Annotated in this window: 16 protein-coding genes and 2 rRNA genes; 9 read left to right on the top strand and 9 right to left on the bottom strand. The window is 64.5% G+C overall.

What is annotated here, in order from left to right; translation table 11 throughout:
- Nucleotides 1-14 precede the first annotated feature (14 nt).
- Nucleotides 15-1,760, bottom strand: a complete 1,746-nt coding sequence (aceK, locus tag Q358_RS0115715) for a bifunctional isocitrate dehydrogenase kinase/phosphatase (RefSeq protein ID WP_027962839.1) — start codon at nt 1,758-1,760, stop codon at nt 15-17.
- Between the two features lie 176 nt (nt 1,761-1,936).
- On the opposite strand from aceK, the gene Q358_RS17810 reads away from it, so the two are divergent.
- The 4 genes from Q358_RS17810 to Q358_RS0115695 all read left to right on the top strand — a co-directional run bounded on the left by Q358_RS17810 (nt 1,937) and on the right by Q358_RS0115695 (nt 5,111).
- Complete coding sequence (locus Q358_RS17810) at nt 1,937-3,142, top strand: cation diffusion facilitator family transporter (protein WP_084286608.1); 1,206 nt, start codon at nt 1,937-1,939, stop codon at nt 3,140-3,142.
- A 14-nt stretch (nt 3,143-3,156) separates the two neighbouring features.
- The gene (locus Q358_RS0115705) at nt 3,157-3,963 is read left to right on the top strand and encodes a pseudouridine synthase (protein ID WP_027962838.1); all 807 of its coding nucleotides are present in this window, start codon (nt 3,157-3,159) and stop codon (nt 3,961-3,963) included.
- A 17-nt stretch (nt 3,964-3,980) separates the two neighbouring features.
- Nucleotides 3,981-4,820: a tRNA cyclic N6-threonylcarbamoyladenosine(37) synthase TcdA gene (gene tcdA, locus Q358_RS0115700; RefSeq protein WP_043488626.1), complete on the top strand. Its 840-nt coding sequence runs from the start codon at nt 3,981-3,983 to the stop codon at nt 4,818-4,820.
- A gap of 66 nt (nt 4,821-4,886) precedes the next feature.
- Entirely contained in the window at nt 4,887-5,111 is a 225-nt protein-coding gene (locus tag Q358_RS0115695; protein WP_027962836.1) for a DUF1653 domain-containing protein, read from the top strand.
- A gap of 98 nt (nt 5,112-5,209) precedes the next feature.
- Here Q358_RS0115695 and bfr read toward each other — a convergent pair whose 3' ends face one another.
- From bfr to lptF, 5 genes are all read right to left on the bottom strand, one after another.
- Nucleotides 5,210-5,692 (bottom strand): bacterioferritin, encoded by a 483-nt coding sequence (gene bfr / locus Q358_RS0115690; protein WP_027962835.1) that lies wholly within the window; start codon nt 5,690-5,692, stop codon nt 5,210-5,212.
- 137 nt (nt 5,693-5,829) lie between these two features.
- The gene (locus Q358_RS0115685; protein ID WP_027962834.1) at nt 5,830-6,036 is read right to left on the bottom strand and encodes a (2Fe-2S)-binding protein; all 207 of its coding nucleotides are present in this window, start codon (nt 6,034-6,036) and stop codon (nt 5,830-5,832) included.
- Nucleotides 6,037-6,134: 98 nt separating this feature from the next.
- Complete coding sequence (locus Q358_RS0115680; RefSeq protein ID WP_027962833.1) at nt 6,135-6,611, bottom strand: RDD family protein; 477 nt, start codon at nt 6,609-6,611, stop codon at nt 6,135-6,137.
- 15 nt (nt 6,612-6,626) lie between these two features.
- Entirely contained in the window at nt 6,627-7,691 is a 1,065-nt protein-coding gene (lptG, locus tag Q358_RS0115675; RefSeq protein WP_027962832.1) for an LPS export ABC transporter permease LptG, read from the bottom strand.
- Nucleotides 7,688-8,770: an LPS export ABC transporter permease LptF gene (gene lptF, locus Q358_RS0115670; protein ID WP_027962831.1), complete on the bottom strand. Its 1,083-nt coding sequence runs from the start codon at nt 8,768-8,770 to the stop codon at nt 7,688-7,690. The genes lptG and lptF overlap by 4 nt, the downstream gene beginning before the upstream one ends.
- A gap of 136 nt (nt 8,771-8,906) precedes the next feature.
- Between lptF and Q358_RS0115665 the strand changes: the two genes are divergently transcribed.
- The 4 genes from Q358_RS0115665 to Q358_RS0115650 all read left to right on the top strand — a co-directional run bounded on the left by Q358_RS0115665 (nt 8,907) and on the right by Q358_RS0115650 (nt 15,300).
- A complete protein-coding gene (locus tag Q358_RS0115665; RefSeq protein ID WP_027962830.1) occupies nt 8,907-10,427 on the top strand; it encodes a leucyl aminopeptidase in 1,521 nt (506 codons plus the stop codon).
- Nucleotides 10,428-10,619: 192 nt separating this feature from the next.
- Nucleotides 10,620-11,720: a branched-chain amino acid aminotransferase gene (locus tag Q358_RS0115660; RefSeq protein WP_027962829.1), complete on the top strand. Its 1,101-nt coding sequence runs from the start codon at nt 10,620-10,622 to the stop codon at nt 11,718-11,720.
- A 184-nt stretch (nt 11,721-11,904) separates the two neighbouring features.
- A complete protein-coding gene (locus Q358_RS0115655; RefSeq protein ID WP_027962828.1) occupies nt 11,905-12,351 on the top strand; it encodes a DNA polymerase III subunit chi in 447 nt (148 codons plus the stop codon).
- A 102-nt stretch (nt 12,352-12,453) separates the two neighbouring features.
- Nucleotides 12,454-15,300 carry a valine--tRNA ligase gene (locus tag Q358_RS0115650; protein WP_027962827.1) on the top strand — a complete coding sequence of 949 codons (2,847 nt, stop codon included), beginning with the start codon at nt 12,454-12,456 and terminating at the stop codon, nt 15,298-15,300.
- Between the two features lie 92 nt (nt 15,301-15,392).
- Here Q358_RS0115650 and Q358_RS0115645 read toward each other — a convergent pair whose 3' ends face one another.
- Complete coding sequence (locus Q358_RS0115645; protein WP_027962826.1) at nt 15,393-16,301, bottom strand: DMT family transporter; 909 nt, start codon at nt 16,299-16,301, stop codon at nt 15,393-15,395.
- Between the two features lie 217 nt (nt 16,302-16,518).
- Here Q358_RS0115645 and Q358_RS0115635 point away from each other — a divergent pair, with 217 nt between their 5' ends.
- Nucleotides 16,519-17,412, top strand: a complete 894-nt coding sequence (locus Q358_RS0115635; RefSeq protein ID WP_027962825.1) for a LysR substrate-binding domain-containing protein — start codon at nt 16,519-16,521, stop codon at nt 17,410-17,412.
- Between the two features lie 193 nt (nt 17,413-17,605).
- Here the strand turns inward: Q358_RS0115635 and rrf are convergent.
- Both rrf and Q358_RS0115625 read right to left on the bottom strand, forming a co-directional pair.
- Nucleotides 17,606-17,721: ribosomal RNA gene (rrf, locus tag Q358_RS0115630) — 5S ribosomal RNA — on the bottom strand.
- 82 nt (nt 17,722-17,803) lie between these two features.
- Nucleotides 17,804-17,883: ribosomal RNA gene (locus Q358_RS0115625) — 23S ribosomal RNA — on the bottom strand; the annotation flags it as partial.

Here is a 17,883-nt window from a genome sequence, read left to right as displayed (position 1 = left end):
TTGTCCCACCCGGGCTAGTGCACCAGCCCATTACCCTCGGCGCCACGGAAGCGCTGCTTGTTGCGATAGGGGTAGACATCGATGACCCGACCATCGTGAATCGCCTGCTGCACGCCCTTCCAGTAGTCGGCATCGAACAGCTCGGGGTGGAGTCGATAGAAGAGTTTGCGCAGGCCAATATCGGCAAACAGGAAGGGGCCGAATTCCTCGGGGAAGATATCGTTGGGACCCACCGAGTACCAGGGCTCATCGGCCAGCTCCTGCTCGGGATAGAGCGGCTCGGGGATATGCCGGAAGTGGCATTCGGTGAGGTAACACACCTCATCATAGTCGTAGAACACCACTCGACCGTGGCGGGTCACCCCGAAATTCTTGAGCAGCATGTCCCCGGGAAAGATATTGGCGGCGGCCATCTGCTTGATGGCGTTGCCGTAATCCTTGAGGACCGCCCGGGTCTCGGCCTCGTCACACTGCTCGAGATAGAGATTGAGCGGCGTCATCATGCGCTCGGTATAGCAATGCCGGATGACCACCTTGTCGCCCCGCAGAGAGACGGTGGAGGGGGCTACCTCCAGCAGGTGTTCCAGGCATTCGGGGGCGAAGTGATCCCGGCGAGCGATAAAGTTGGAGAACTCCTGGGTATCCGCCAGGCGCCCCACTCGATCATGCAGCTTGACCAGCTGATACTTCTCGCGAACGTTGTCACGGCTCATCGACTTGGAGGGATCGAAACGGTCCTTGATGATCTTGAACACGGTACGATACGAGGGCAGCACGAAGACCGCCATCACCATGCCCCGCACCCCGGGGGCGATGATAAAGCGATCGTCACGGCGCGCCACCTGCTGGTTGAGGCCACGGAAGAACTCGGTCTTGCCGTGCTTGAAGAAACCGATGGCGGCGTAGAGCTCGCCAGCCGGCTTGTCGGGCATCAGCTCCTGCAGGTAGTGCACGAACTCGCTGGGCACGACGACCTTGACCTGAAAGTAGACACGGGTAAACGAGAAGATGATCGACACTTCATCGGGCTCGATCAGCACGGTATCCAGGTAGAGCCCCGCCCCCTCGTCGTGAAGTACCGGCAGCACCAGCGGCACCTGCTCGCCGCCGCCCAGTACCCGACCGACGAGATAGGCTCCCTTGTTACGGTAGAAGACGCTCTTGATCAGCTCGATCTCGGCCTCGGGGTCATCGCGGATGGCGTCGGGTAATAACTCCCGAAGCGCCTCGGCCCCTTGTTCGGCGTCCCCTTCCGGGTCGATAAACCCCGTCTCCAGTCGCGTCTCATCCAGCGCCCAGCGCAGCCCGGCGACCCAGTCGCCCTGTACCCGAACACGGCGACACAGGGTCAGGCCGGAGTGGCGCGCCGCCCTCTCCCGCGAGCTGTAGACAAACATCCAGTCATTACGGATATGACGGTGATGGAAGAGCGAGCAGAACATCGAATTGAAGTAGGTCTCGGCCAGCTCGTAATCCAGTCGCTGATCGATCAGCTCAGCATAATGTATACGCGCCTCACGCCACCGCTCGCAGTCGGTCAGCACCTCCTGGCTGAAGCCGCGACGCAGCCGGTCGAGGGTGCTCTGGACCTTCTCCTCGTAGAGATTGATGCGCTCCGCGGCGGCCTGCTGAGCCTCGCGCCATGCCGCCTCGGCAAACCGCCGGCTGGCATCCGCGGTAATGGCCTTGAAGCGTGAACGGTATTCATCGAAACAGTGCAGGATGGTAGCGGCGAGGCGATAGGAGGGGGAAAGCGGCATGAATGGCTCCGGACGCTATCGGGCAGAACAACAGCTTGACCATATCCCGCCGCTGGGGCGAGAAGACCATGGTGGCAGGCGGTAGCGACTTTTGCCTTGCCTCAATCAGGACCTTTTCGGTACTATTTAGGCCATATTGCCTATACAACTTCCAGGAAGACCTCCCGGACTCGACCATGCAGACCCCTGCCGATAAGCACCAGGCCACCCGCCGCGTCACCCTCCTCTCGGTAGGGGTGAACTGCATGCTGGGCGCGGCCAAGGTCATCGTGGGCTGGATCGTCGGCTCGGCGGCGATGGTGGCGGATGGGGTGCACTCCTTCTCCGACCTGGTGACCGACGGCTTCGTGCTCGCCGCCTCTCACTATGGCCATCAGGGCCCCGATCACGATCACCACTACGGTCATGGCCGCATCGAGACCCTGGCGACCCTGTTTCTGGGCAGCGTGCTGATCTTCGTGGCCGGCGCCATCGCCTGGTCGAGCCTGGAGCGATTGCTCTCCGCCGCCCGGATCCCTCCCCCCGGCATCGGGGCGATACTGCTCACCGCCCTGGCGCTGCTCGCCAAGGAGTGGCTCTTCCATATCACCCGCCGGGTGGCGAAACGCATCGGGTCGAAGATGCTCGAGGCCAACGCCTGGCACCATCGCAGCGATGTCTTCTCTACCGGCGTGGTCATGGTGGCGCTGATCAGCAGCCAGTTCGGTGTCACCTGGATCGATACGCTGGCCGCGGTCATCGTCGGCCTGCTGGTCGGCAAGGTCGGCTGGGACCTGCTGTGGGAGTCGGGCCGCGAGCTGGTGGATACCGCCCTGCCCGTGGCCACCCAGGAGGAGATGCGCCGGATGGCGATGAGCGTGCCCGGCGTTCGAGGCATCCACGACCTGCGCACCCGCCAGTCGGCAGGGCGCACCATGCTCGACCTCCACGTGGTGGTCCCGCCGCGGATCAGCGTTTCCGAGGGCCACGAGATCGGCAACGAAGTCAGCCGCCGCCTGCGCAACGGCTTTCCCGCCCTGACCGACCTGACCTTCCATGTCGACCCCGAGGACGACGCCGGCGAGGGAGACCCCAGTCGCTTCCCGGGGCTACCCCTGCGCCCCGAGGTGGAGGCCGCCCTGGCCCGCCACTGGTCCTCCCTGCCGGTCTGGTCGGAAATCCACGAGATGGAGCTTCACTACCTCGAAGGGGCGGTCATGGTGGTCATCTGCCTGGACGAAGCGTCCCCTCGGGACAGCCTGACGGTGGCCCATGACCTCGAGCAGCGCGCCGTCGATATCGACTGGCTGTCCCGCGTCGAGGTCCGGCGCCTGGCCGGCACTCCCTATGTGCCGGAGGATGACATCCCCGTCACCAAAGGCGACAATGGCCGCCCTTCCTGAATCGGGCCCGAGCCATGGCAGACGAGCTGCGCATACTCTATCGCGATGACCACCTGGTGGTCGTGCACAAGCCCGCGGGGCTGCTGGTGCATCGCTCCGCCATGGCCCGCGGCGAGCGCGAGTTCCTGCTGCAGCGCCTGCGTGACCAGCTGGGGCAGCGGGTCTATCCCGCACATCGTCTCGACCGCCCCACCTCGGGGGCCATGGTATTCGCCCTGTCGCCCGAGATCGCCACTCACCTGGGCAGGGCCTTCGCCGAACGCGAGGTGGCCAAGCGCTACCTGGCGGTGGTGCGGGGCATCGGCCCCGAGGCCGAGCGGCTCGACTATGCGCTACGCGAGGAAGATGGCCGCCGTCCCAAGGCGGAGATGCCGGCCCAGGAGGCGGTCACCGAGATCCGTCGCCTGGACAGCGTCGAACTGCCGGTGTGCGTGGACCGTTACCCGCAAAGCCGCTATTCGTTGATGGAGGCGTTTCCGCTGACCGGCCGCCGCCACCAGATCCGCCGCCACCTCTCGCGACGCGGCTATCCGATCATCGGCGACGCCAGGCATGGCAAGGGCAACCATAATCGCTTCTTCGCGGAGCACCTGGAGGCGCCGCGCCTGCTCCTGGCCGCGGTGGGGCTGGCCTTCGACCATCCGGCCACGGACCAGCGGCTGCGCATCGAGTGCGCCCCGGACGGCGTCATGAGTGCGTTGTTCGAACGCTTCGGCTGGGCCGGCCATCTGCCGAAGGACGGCGTAGGATCGCTGTCGCCCGACCAGGCAGCCTGGCCCGCTTTCGAGGCTCCACCCACCGCCCCACTCACGGCGCTATGAAGACCATGAGTAAGACCATGAGCGACTCTATCACCGCCTCACCCGCCGGCCTCACCGACGACGATCACGCCCTGCGCTTCGGCGGCATCCGCCGACTCTACGGCGCTCGCGCCTTCGCCCGCTTCCGCACGGCCCATGTGGTGGTCGTCGGAGTGGGTGGCGTGGGCAGCTGGGCCGTCGAGTCCCTGGCGCGCTCGGGCATCGGCAGGCTGACCCTGATCGACCTCGATGATGTCTGCGTCTCCAACGTCAACCGCCAGCTCCATGCCCTGGACGGTACCGTGGGCCGGCCCAAGGTCGAGGTGCTCGCCGAGCGCTGCCGGGCGATCCAGCCGGGCATCGAGGTGATGGCCGATACCGCCTTCGTCACACCCACCAACCTGGCCGAGCGCATCCCCGAGGACGCCGACCATGTGATCGACGCCATCGACAGCGTGGTCGCCAAGGCCGCCCTGATCGCCTGGTGTCGTCGACGCAAGCTGCCGATCACCGTGACCGGTGCCGCCGGGGGCCAGACCGACCCCACGCGCATCCAGGTCGCCGACCTGACGCGTACCGAACACGACCCCCTGCTGGCCAAGGTGCGCTCGCGGCTACGCCGTGACTTCGGCTTCTCGCGCAACCCCCGGCGGCGCTTCTCGGTGGAATGCGTTTATTCCGACGAACAACTGGTCTATCCAAGCAGCGACGGCGAGGTCTGCTTCCAGAAGCCCGGCAACGGTGAGGCCACCCGGCTCGATTGCGCCTCCGGCTTCGGCGCCGCCACCTTCGTTACCGGCGGCTTCGGCTTCGTGGCCGCCTCCCGGACCCTGTCACGGCTGGCCAGGCAGGCCGCTCGCCACTCGACGGGGCCTTGAGGCGTTCACCAGCGGTCCGCCGATTCGGCCCTCATCAGCGTCATCACGTTATTTCAGGAGAGTGACATGTCCCATACGCCACCGGTGCCCGGCATCTACTATCACTACAAGGGCAGTCGCTACGAGGTGCTCGGCCTGGCCCATCACAGCGAAAGCGAGGAGCCCCTGGTGGTCTATCGCGCGCTCTACGGGGACTACGGCCTCTGGGTGCGGCCGCTGGCGATGTTCAACGAGCTGGTGGAGGTGCAAGGTGAGCCGGTGCCGCGCTTCGGCCTGGAGAAGGCCTTCTGAAGCGAGTCCGTTTGTCGGCTTGTGGGGGCTGAAACGAGCACCGGCGCCACAAGGGCGCCGGTGCTGGCGAGGAGTGAGAAGCCGATGGGAAGAGACGCTTATTCGTCGCCGGCTTCCTGCATCTGCTTGAGCATATAATTCTCGAGGCCTACCTTGTCGATCAGCCCCAGCTCGGTCTCGAGGTGGTCGATATGACCTTCCTCGTCCGCCAGCAGATCGCGGAACAGGTCACGAGTCACATAGTCCTTGACCTGCTCGCTGTATTCGATGGCGGCAATATAGTCGTTGCGCCCCTCGTGCTCGATCTTGAGGTCACACTCGAGCATTTCGCGCACGTTTTCGCCGATATGCAGCTTGCCCAGGTCCTGAAGGTTGGGAATGCCCTCGAGGAAGAGGATGCGTTCGATCAGCTTGTCGGCATGGACCATCTCCTCGATGGACTCGTCATACTCCCACTTGGCCAGCTTCTGCAGGCCCCAGTCCTTGTACATCTTGGCATGCAGGAAGTACTGGTTGATGGCCACCAGCTCATTGCCCAGTGCACGGTTGAGGTGTTCGATAACCTTGCTGTCGCCTTTCATGAATCTGCCTCTCGGTCGTGGGAAGTCATCCCGAAGCTTGGCACGCCGAGGAGACGATTGCCAAATTCAGCAAAGAAGAATATCTGCAGATAGCACTACATGGCCTGCGCTGGACGGCATGCACTAGACAGCATGCACTAGACAGCATAGGCCAGATCCGTAGCGGAGTGCAGCAATGCGTCCTTCACTGCCTCCCGGGTCAGACTCTTGCCGACACAGGCACACTTGCCGCATTGGGTGCCACAGCCGGTCTCGGCCTGGACCTCGCGCCAGCTACGCGCGCCCTCTTCCACCGCCTGACGGATACGGTGGTCGGAAACTCCCTTGCAGATGCAGACGTACATGCGAACACCTCGCGTTGATCAGCAAGATAAATGTAAATGATTCGCATAAGGTATTGCAACCGCAAACAGGCCGATTTTTGATCTCGCTCGATTCCTGGCTATCTGGCCGCCTTGGGGAGCACCACCACCCGGGTCCCCGAGGCAATATCCGGCCAGCTGCGACGCTCGGCATCGAACAGCACCCACAGATAGCCCAACCCCAGGGCGGCAACGGAGAGCCAGGCCACCAGATAGCGCACCATGGCCTGGTGCAGTGAAATGGTGCCGCCATCCCGGGTCTGTACCCGCAACCGCCAGGCCTGCATGCCCAGGGTCATGCCGCCACGGCACCAGAAGAAGGCAAAGAAGGCGAAGGCCGACGCCAGCATGATCAGCCGCAGGGAAGCGACCTGAGCGGCACTCGTCCCGACCTGCTCGGCGGGCAGGCCGACCAGGTGGCGTACCACCAGAAGGTGCAGGCCGGCGACCAGTAGCCAGATGGCGATGACCAGGAAGGCATCGTAGAGCATGGCACCCAGCCGGCGGCCGAGGCCGGCGGGCCAGACATCGTCGAGGTGGGGTAAGCGGCGGGGCATGGTGCTCTCCTGGTCTCAGCCGTTGCGGCGCAGCAGGAGGATCCCCACCGCGGCACAGATAAGGGTCGGCGCCAGCACTGCCCAGGCCGGCGAGAAGCCGAACACCGTGGAGGCCGGCGCCAGCAGGTCCTGCAGGTACTTGAACGCGAGCCCGGTGATCACGCCGTAGAACACGCGCGTACCGGCGGCCACGGTGCGCAGCGGGCCGAAGACGAAGGAGGCGGCCACCAGCACCAGCGAGCCCATGGTCAACGGCAATAGCATCTTCTGCCAGAAATAGAGCAGCGGCTGGGTGGCCTGCTGGTCCTGGTCCCGCAGATAGCGGGCATAGGCCCATAGCTCGCTCGGCGACTGGCTCTCGACGTCGCGCAACAGGCGCGAGAGCTGCGCCGGGGTCAGCTGGGTATCCCACTCCCGGGTATCGAGATGGCTGGCCTCGGTTCCCTGGTCGGTGAAGCGCGTCAGCGCCACCTCTTCCAGCACCCAGTGCCCCTCCTGCCACACCGCCCGCGCGGCGCTCAGAGCCTCCACCAGACGCTGGCCTTCGAAGCGGTAGCGCGAGAGGTCGAGCACGGTGTCATCGGCACGGATGGCACCGAAGCGATAGAAGCTGTCGCCCTCCCGCTGCCAGCCCCCCCTCTGGGTCACCAGGGCGCCGGATCCCTGGATCTTCTCGACGCGCCAGGCGCTGGCAAACTGCTCGGTGCGCGGTGAGACGTATTCGGCGACCACCAGCACCACGATCACCACCAGGATGATCGGCTTCATGGCACCCCAGAGAATTCTCGCCAGGGAGCGGCCCGCGGCGCGCATCACGGTGAGCTCATTGCTCGAGGCCATGCCCCCCAGGCCGATCAAGGCCCCGATCAGCACCGCTACCGGCGCATACTGATAGAGCCGCCAGGGCAGCCGCATCCCCAGGTAGAGAAGGACCTGGAAGGCGCCGTAGTCGCCCTCCACATCGCCAAGATCATTGATGTAGGTGATCACCAGATCCAGCCCCAGCAATACTACCTGGACGACGATGATGGCGCCCAGCACATTGCGCGCCAGATAACGGTCGAAGCGATCGGCAATCATCCGCTCATCCCCTTGCGTTGGGCGCGTATCATCATCAACAGACCCAGCGCCAGAAAGGCGCCATGGATCGGCCACATGCCCACTGCGGCCGGCAAGTTACCGCGACCGATGGCATCCAGTGCCGCCAGCAGCAGACTCAGGTAGGCCACATGCAAGAAGATTGCCGGCAGCAACTTGGCGAAGCGGCCCTGGCGCGGATTGACCCGCGAAAGAGGCATCGCCAGCAGGGTCAGGATAAACACCATCAACGGCATGCTCAGCCGCCACTGCAGCTGGGCGTAGGCCTCGGGCGACGCCTCGCCCAACAGCTCCCCCGTGGGGGTAAGCTCCGGCGAGTCGAGCTCGCGCAGTGACTCGGCCCGTGACAGGCGTACCGCATAGGTCTCGAACTCGAGGCGCTCGGCCTGGTGACGCCCCGACTCGACGCTGTAACGCTCGCCGTCACTCAGCACCAGGAAGCGGCTATCGGTATCATCATCCACCACCTGGTGGCCGCCCACGGCGCGGGTCACCGCATTTTCCGGGGTGCCGTCGCTGCGTCGCTGCCGCTCGCTGATAAAGACACCGCGCATTTCGCTGCCATCCTCGCTGAAGCCCTCGATATAGGCGGTGCGTCCGCTGCCGAAGTCCTGGAAGCGTCCGGGCCCCAGGGTCGAGAAATCGACTCGGCTTCGCTGATCCTCGAGCAGCGTTTCCGTCTCGAACGCCCCCGCCGGCGTGAGCCACAGGCTGCACAGTCCTACCAGCACGGCCACCAGAACCGCCGGCACCAGACTCACCTGGAGCAGCTTGTTGGGACTGGTACCACAGGCCACCAGCACGGTGATCTCGCTGTTGAGATAGAGCTGGCCATAGGCGAGCAGAATACCCAGGAAGAATGCCAGGGGCAGGATAAGCTCCAGGAACCCCGGCAGGTGCAATAGCATCAGGGTGCCGAGAATATCGGCGGGAATCTCCCCCTCGGCGGCATTGCTGAAATAGCGAATAAAGCGGCTACCCATGATCACCAGCAACAGCACACCGGCCACGGCGGCCATGGTCAAAAGGATCTCGCGGGTCAGGTAACGAAAGATGATCATGCGGCGTCTGCCATGCAATGGGGCCATGCCTTGGGTACACTGGAGCGACACGGCAACGTGCCGGCATTATCCAGAATCCCCCTACGCTTGTAACCCCAATTGCCTATAACCCCAACGCTTGTCTTGTGGAGACGCCATGGAATTCCCTGTCAGAACGGGCAACCCTGCCAAGGTCGAAAGCGCCTGTATCGTCATTCCGGTATTCAAGGATGAGGCGCTGCTGCCCACCGCCGCACGCCTGGACGACGCCAGCGAGCGGCTGGTAACTCAGCTGCTCGAGCGCGGCGACTTCGATGCCCGGCTGGGCAACGTCCAGCTGGTTCCCTTCGCACCGGGTCTCTCCACGGACCGCCTGCTGCTGGTGGGCCTGGGCAAGCGCGAGAAATGCCAGGAATCCGCCTTTCGCAAGGCGCTGGACGCCACCTTCACCGCCCTGGCGAACTTGCCGGTGGACGAGATCGCCATGGCCTTCACCGAGGTGCCGCTGTCGGATCGTGGCTGCGACTGGAAGGCCCGCATGGTCGCCGAGGCCGCCCACCGCGCCCTCTACCGCTTCGAGGAATTCAAGACGGACAAGTCACCCGAGGCGCGCCTCGCCAAGGTCGAGCTACTGGTCAGCGACGACAGCGACGTCGCGGCCACTGCCGAAGGCGCGCGCGTCGGTGAGGCCCTGGGCCGGGGCATCAACTATGCCCGCACCCTGGGCAACCTGCCCGGCAATGTCTGCACCCCGAGCTATCTGGCAGAACAGGCCGAAGCGCTGGGCCAGGGCTCGGATGGCATGCTGCAGGTGGATATCCTCGACGAGTCGGCCCTCGAAGCGCTGGGTGCCCACAGCCTGCTCTCCGTGGGCCGGGGCAGCGAGCAGCCCTCACGCCTGATCGTCATGCGCTATCAGGGCGCGGAGGACCCCGACGAGGCTCCCCATGTGCTGGTCGGCAAGGGCATCACCTTCGATACCGGCGGCATCTCGCTGAAGCCCGGCGAGGCCATGGACGAGATGAAGTTCGACATGTGCGGCGCGGCAAGCGTGTTCGGCACGCTCAAGGCGACCCTCGGCATCCGCCCCAGGGTGAACCTGGTGGCCATCGTGGCAGCCGCCGAGAACATGCCGGACGGCCGAGCCACCAAGCCGGGCGATATCATCAAGACCCTCAAGGGACTCTCGGTGGAGGTGCTCAACACCGACGCCGAGGGCCGCCTGGTACTGTGCGACGCCCTGACCTACGCCGAGCGCTTCGAGCCCGCCAGCGTGGTGGATATCGCGACCCTGACCGGCGCCTGCATCATTGCCCTGGGTCATCACGCCACCGGCCTGCTATCCAACGACGATGACCTGGCTCTGGACCTGCTGGATGCCGGCGAAGCCGCCTGGGATCGCGCCTGGCACCTGCCGCTGTGGGACGAATACCAGGAACAGCTCGACTCCAACTTCGCCGACCTGGCCAATATCGGCGGTCGCCCGGCGGGCACCATCACGGCGGCCTGCTTCCTGTCGCGTTTCGCCGACCGCTTCCCCTGGGCACACCTGGATATTGCCGGCACTGCCTGGTCATCCGGCAAGCAGAAGGGAGCCAGCGGCCGCCCCGTGGGCCTGTTGACCCAGTACCTGCTGGACCGCGAAGCCGACGCCACGGTGGAGACCGCGGTGGAATAACGGCGATCCGGCCCCGGTGGCCGCAATCGCCCCGGGCATGCCGGGGACCGGCCATGATTCAGGGCTTGCGTTTTCTTCGCGCCGCCTTTTTCATGGAGATCGATCCAGACCCACGCCCCGGGCCCCTGCCGGCCCGAACGTTCTTTACCCACCCGGAGCCCTCGGCTCCGGGCGTAGCGGAGACCCCTTGCCGTGTCGACTGAACACTTCGAACTGCTCCCCAACGCCGCCCCCACGGCCACCAACATCCGCGAGGACATCCTCGCCAGCCCCGGTTTCGGTCAGTACTTTACCGATCACATGGCCCACGTGCGCTGGACCCTGGACGGTGACTGGCACGGCCATAGCGTGCGCCCCTATGGTCCGCTGACGCTGGACCCCGCCGCCGCCGTGCTGCACTACGCCCAGGAGATCTTCGAAGGCATCAAGGCCTATCGTCATGCCGATGGTTCCATCTGGACCTTCCGCCCCGAGAAGAATGCCGAACGCTTTCGACGTAGCGCTCGTCGCCTGGCCCTCCCGGAGCTTTCCGACGCCGACTTCATCGGCTCGCTCAAGGCCCTGCTGTCCCAGGACCATGCCTGGGTGCCCACGCCTCAAGGCGAGGCCGACGAGTGCAGCCTCTACCTGCGCCCCTTCATGATTGCCAGCGAAACCTTCCTCGGCGTGCGCCCGGCCCAGGAGGTCGACTACTACGTGATCGCCTCGCCGGCGGCCGCCTACTTCAAGGGTGGCATCGAGCCGGTCTCGATCTGGCTCTCGGAACACTACAAGCGTGCCGCCCCCGGGGGGACCGGCTTCGCCAAGTGTGGTGGCAACTACGCCGCCTCCCTGGCCGCCCAGAAGGAAGCCAGCGCCAATGGCTGCGGCCAGGTCGCCTTCCTCGATGCCGTCGAGAACCAGTGGATCGAGGAACTGGGCGGCATGAACCTGTTCTTCGTGTACCAGGACGGGCGTATCGCGACGCCCCGCCTGACCGACACCATTCTCGAGGGCATCACCCGCGATTCGGTGCTGACCCTGGCCCGTGACGAGGGGCTGACCCCGGAGGAGCGGCCGATCAGCATCGCCGAGTGGCGCGAAGGCGCGGCCAACGGCGAGATCACCGAGGTCTTCGCCTGCGGCACCGCGGCGGTGATCACCCCGGTGGGCGAACTGGTCAGCGACCAGGAGCGCATCCGCCTGGCCGGCGACAACGGCAACCCCATCGCCAAGCGCCTGCGCACCAAGCTGCTCGACCTGCAGTATGGCCGCGCCGAGGACACCCACGGCTGGCTCACCCGGCTGGTGTAACAGCGCCATCGCCGCGTCGGGCCCGCTAAAGCGGGTTCGCGGCTCTCTCCACCGAGGCGAGGGGCGCCGAAGGGCAGGCCGACGCGGAGGCCCTACGCCAGGGATGGCGTCGGTAGCGTACAGGGACGTATTCACAGCGCCTCCGCAAAGGCCTGTCCCGAGGGAAAGCCCCGGGCAGATCCAGATGACCCAGATCGATTTCTACGTTCTCCCCGACACCACCCTGAAGGCGCGTCTCGACTTCGCCTGCCGGCTGGCCGAGACCATCCAGCGCAAGGGCTATCGGCTGCATCTGCATGCCGAGGATGACACCATGGCCAGGGAACTCGACGAGGCGCTCTGGACCTTCCGCGCCGACGCCTATGTACCCCATGCCCTGGCCGATGACGCCCTTGCCGAACGGGTGGCGGTGACCATCGGCTGGGCCGAGCCACCGCCCCCCGAACGCTCGGTCCAGGCGCTTCTCAATCTCTCGCCCGGCATCCCCGAATGGTTCTCGCGCTTCGAGCGTGTCGCCGAGATCATCAACCAGCACCAGGCCGTACTGACCGCCAAGCGCGAGTGCTGGCAGACCTACCGCCAGCGGGGCTACCCGGTCAAGGCGCATCAGCTGCGCGGCCAGTCAGGCTGACGCCGACCGCCGCACCGGGCTATAATGAGCCCCATTTTTCGTCGCCATTCCTGCCGCCCGGCCCCCTGGCCGGCGGTGTTTATTTCTGGACCCGGAACGCCCATGGACAAGACCTACCAACCCGAGCAGATCGAATCCCGCTGGTACCAGCGCTGGGAGGCCGACGGCCGCTTCGCCCCCTCGGGCGAGGGTGCGCCCTACTCCATCATGATTCCGCCGCCCAACGTCACCGGCAGCCTGCACATGGGCCACGCCTTCCAGGACACCATCATGGACACCCTGACCCGCTGGCGGCGGATGCAGGGGCATAACACCCTGTGGCAGGTGGGCACCGACCATGCCGGCATCGCGACCCAGATGCTGGTCGAGCGCAAGGTCGCCGCGGAAGAGGGCAAGAGCCGCCATGACCTCGGCCGTGAGACCTTTATCGACAAGGTGTGGGAGTGGAAGCAGGAGTCCGGCGACCATATCACCCGTCAGCTGCGGCGCATGGGGGCCAGCGTCGACTGGAGCCGCGAGCGCTTCACCATGGATGACGGCTTCTACCAGGCGGTCCAGGAAGTCTTCGTGCGTCTCTATGAGGACGACCTGATCTACCGGGGCAAGCGGCTGGTCAACTGGGACCCGACCCTGCACACCGCGATCTCCGACCTCGAGGTAGAGAATCGCGATCAGCAGGGCAGCTTCTGGCACTTCCGCTACCCCCTGGCCGATGGTGTCACTACCGACGACGGCAAGGATTATCTGGTCGTTGCCACCACCCGCCCGGAGACGCTGCTTGGTGACACCGGGGTGGCGGTCAATCCCGAGGACCCGCGTTACGCCGCCCTGATAGGCAAGTTCATCACGCTGCCACTGGTGGGGCGCCGTATTCCCATCGTCGCCGATGAACACGCCGACATGGAGAAGGGCTCGGGCTGCGTGAAGATCACCCCCGCCCACGACTTCAACGACTACGAGGTGGGTCGGCGCCAGAACCTTCCGCTGATCAATGTCTTTACCCAGGATGCCGCCATCCTCTCCGAGGCCGAGGCCTTCGATATTCAGGGGCGGCCGCTGCCCGATATCGACCCGACCCTGCCCCAGGCCTATGCGGGCCTGGAGCGCTTCGAGGCGCGTCAGAGCATCATCGCCGACATGGAGGCCGCCGGCCTGCTCGAGCAGGTCGAGGCGGTCAACAACACCCTGCCCTTCGGAGACCGCTCCGGCGACATCATCGAGCCGCTGCTGACCGACCAATGGTTCGTGGCCGTGGAAAGCCTGGCCAAGCCCGCCATCGAGGCCGTGGAGAAGGGGGATATTCAGTTCGTACCCAAGAACTACGAGAACATGTACTTCGCCTGGATGCGCGACCTCCAGGATTGGTGCATCTCTCGTCAGCTATGGTGGGGCCATCGCATCCCCGCCTGGTACGACGCCGACGGCAACGTCTATGTGGCCCGCAGCGAACAGGAAGCCCGCGAACGCCACGGCCTGGCGGCCGACCTCGAACTGAACCAGGACGAGGACGTGCTGGATACCTGGTTCAGCTCGGGCCTGTGGACCTTCGGCACCCTGGGCTGGCCCCAGCAGACCGAAGAGCTCAAGACCTTTCATCCCTCCAGCGTGCTGGTCACCGGCTTCGATATCATCTTCTTCTGGGTCGCACGGATGATCATGCTGACCCTGAAGTTCACCGGCGAGGTGCCCTTCAAGCAGGTCTATGTGCATGGCCTGGTGCGTGATGGACAGGGCCAGAAGATGTCCAAGTCCAAGGGCAACGTGCTGGACCCCATCGACCTGATCGATGGCATCGAGCTGGACACGCTGCTCGAAAAGCGCACCGGCAACATGATGCAGCCCCAGAAGGCCAAGGCGATTGCCAAGGCCACGCGCAGCGAGTTCCCGGAGGGCATCGAGCCCCACGGCACCGATGCGCTGCGCTTCACCTTCCTCTCCCAGGCCACCACCGGGCGGGATATCAAGTTCGATATGGGCCGCCTGGATGGCTACCGCAACTTCTGCAACAAGCTGTGGAATGCCTCACGCTACGTGCTGATGAACGCCGAGGGCGAAGACACCGGCCTGGGCGATGCGGCGGTCGAGCTGTCCCTGGCGGATCGCTGGATCCTCTCGCGGCTGCAACAGACGGCCACCCAGGTGACCCGGGCCATGGAAGAGTTCCGCCTGGATCATGCCTCCCAGGCGCTCTACGAATTCGTCTGGAATGAATACTGCGACTGGTACCTGGAACTCTCCAAGCCGGTACTCTGGGACGATAACGCCGGCCTCGATGCCAAGCGCGGCACCCGCCAGACCCTGGTTCGCGTGCTGGAATCGATCCTGCGCCTGGCCCACCCGATGATGCCCTATATCTCCGAAGAGATATGGCAGCGTGTCGCGCCTTTGGCCGGCACTCACCAGGGTGACGAGGATTCCATCATGGCCAAGCCCTGGCCGGTGGCGGATGAGGCACTGCTCGATGAAGACGCTGTCCGCAATATCGAGTGGCTCAAGGGGGTCATCATCGCCGTGCGTAATATTCGCGCCGAGATGAATATCGCACCGGGCAAGCCCCTGGAGGTACTGCTGACCAAGGGCGGCAGCGCCGACCGCGAACGCCTGGAGGCCAACCGCCTGTTCCTGGCCAAGCTCGCCAAGCTGGAGAGCCTCGACTGGCTGGAAGACCCCCAGCAGGCCCCCCTGTCGGCCACCCAGCTAGTCGGCGAAATGGAAGTACTGGTGCCCATGGCCGACCTGATCGACAAGGAGACGGAGCTCGCACGCCTCGACAAGGAAATCGGCAAGCAGGACAAGTTGATCGGTGGCATCGAGAAGAAGCTGTCCAACGACGGTTTCGTGGCCAAGGCCCCCGCCGCGGTGGTGGAGAAGGAACGCGGCAAGCTGGCCGACCTCCAGGCCTCCCGTCGCCTGCTGATGGAACAGCGCGACAAGATTGCCGCCCTGTAGGCCGTCGGTCCTCCAGCACCTCACCTGATACCCCACCTAGCATCTCACAACAGCCCCGGTCACCCGACCGGGCCTGTCGTGGGCATGTGCCCCTACTCTTCTGCCGAGGGCTGAACAGAAGCGGGTGCGACCCTACGCTTCCCCGTCTGAATCAGCACCACCCCTCCGAGAATCAATGCCAGCGCGAGTATAACGGTCGTGGTGATCTCCTCGCCGACCACCGCGCCAATGATTACCGCCACCACCGGTGCGATATAGGTCGTGCCGGATGCCTGCACGGAACCGAGCCTTTCGATGATGAAGTAATAGCAGAAGAAGGCGCCGCCGGTGCCTAGCATGCCCAGGCCGACGACGGCGCCCCACAGTGCGCGCGAATCCGTCGTTATGGCCGCCATGCCGTCGAAGTCGGTCAGTATCAGCAGGGTCAGAAGCGCGAGCCCCGTCTGCCAGGTCGCCAATGCCAGCGGGGCCAGCTTCAACGGCGACAGGAATCGTTGGGCATAGACGAATGACACCCCGAGGCTCAGGGTCCCGGCCAGCATCCAGAAGACCCCTGCCAGCGCCACGCCGTCGGCGCCCTCCCAGGGACGGGCGCTCAGCGCGATACCGATGAAGCCCAGGAAAACGCCGGCCGCCATCTGGCCGGTCGGGCGATCCTGGCGCAGAAACAGGAAGGCGCAGATGAAGGTGAAGATGGGAATCGAACCACTCAGGAGCCCGGCAATGCTGGACGGAAGCCGGGCGGTGCCGGCCACGAATCCATAATAATAGAACGTCGTCGCCAGCACCGACATGACCGCAAAGTGCGGCAGATGACGGAGCTGCTCACGCGTCAGGACCCTGGCTCGCCAGGCCATCAAGGCCAGGGGGAGAAAACCGAACAATACCCGCAGGAATACCGTCTGTGTGGGTGAGATCAGGTCGGTGGCCCACTTCATGAAGATGAAGTTTGAGCCCCAGATAATGCCAAGCGCGACAAGCGCCATATAGGCACGCAACATGGTGTTTCTCCTTCATGAAAGCGTAACGCGGATATTCTTGTCGGAGACGCCGCCCGGGTCTTCCGACGGCAACAAGGTCACGGCACACGCGTAGAATTTCTCTTTCGTCATGACGACCTCCTCCGGCTAGATTCTGGAGGCATTGTGCCAAGTAGTGGCAGGCATTTCGCGCGATGAATAAACGTGAGAGACTGTAGAAAATCTATAGGCTATAGGCATGACCTTATCCCGCCGTAAGCTTCCCCCGCTCAATGCCCTGCGCGCCTTCGAGGTCTCGGGCCGCCGCTTGAGTTTTCGGGCCGCCGCCGATGAGCTGAGTGTCACTCAGGGTGCCGTCGCGCAGCAGGTACGCGCGCTGGAGGAACACCTGGGCCTGGCCCTGTTCCAGCGTTTGCCCCGTGGCCTGGCACTGACACCAGCGGGCGCGGCCTACCTGACGGATTTGACCCGCGCCTTCGATACGCTCGGAGACGCCACCGGACGACTATTGCAGCAACCGGATACTGTCACGATCAGTGTGACGCCGACCTTCGCCGCGAAGCTGCTGATCCCGCGCCTGGCCGAGCTCAACGCGGCCCTTCCCGGTGTCGAGCTGCGCACGGTCGCCACCGAGACGCTCTCCGCCTTTGATCGCGACCAGGTAGATATTGCCGTGCGGCTAACCCGCCCCCCGTTTCCCTCCGGGCTGGAGGCCAAGCTACTGTTCCATCAGGAGCTGATCGCGGTCGCCAGTCCGTATCTGGTCAAGGGGTTGCCGCTTCCCCTGACCGGGGAACGGCTTCGGGAACTCCCGCTATTGCACGACGCCCACGATCATTGGCCGCTGTTCTTGCGAAGGCTCTTGCGAAAGCCCTTTCGAAACGACGGCAAGCTATCCGGCGCGACATTCAGCCAGACGACACTGGCGCTGGATGCGGCCCTGGCCGGCCAGGGCGTCGCCCTGGCGTGTCGGGCATTTGTGGCGGGGGACCTCGAAGCCGGACGCCTGGTGCAGGTCGCGGATGAGGCCATGATCAAAGAACCCAGTTACTTCCTGGTCCGCAAGCGCTCCCCATTGCCTCTCGCCTCCCAGGAAGCGGTATGGGGCTGGTGCCTGGCCCGCCTCTCATGACGCGAGTCCAGGCAGGCATAAAAAAGCCCCGAGCAAATGAATGCTCGGAGTTTCGATATAAGGTCGGTATCAGTGCCTGACGATGATCGGCTGGCGGCTGGCACAAGCCCGATAATAATCTCGTGGCCCTAGCGTCCGCTAGATATGAAAAAACCCCGAACACGTGAATGTTCGGGGTTTTTTCGATATAAGTGCCTGACGATGACCTACTCTCGCATGGGGAGACCCCACACTACCATCGGCGCAAAGCGGTTTCACTGCTGAGTTCGGCATGGGATCAGGTGGTTCACGCTCGCTATGGTCGTCAGGCGAAAAACGGTGAATCATGCTGACGCGTACGTTTCAAGACGTATCCGGCGTCGTGGGTCATCACAGACCCCTTGGGTGTTATATGGTCAAGCCTCACGGGCCATTAGTACCGGTTAGCTCAACGCCTCGCAGCGCTTCCACATCCGGCCTATCAACCAGCTG

Source organism: Halomonas halodenitrificans DSM 735, assembly GCF_000620045.1.
Taxonomy (GTDB): Bacteria; Pseudomonadota; Gammaproteobacteria; order Pseudomonadales; family Halomonadaceae; genus Halomonas; species Halomonas halodenitrificans.
The sequence above is the reverse complement of the archived record's forward strand: the minus strand, read 5'-3'. Positions and strand labels throughout refer to the sequence as shown.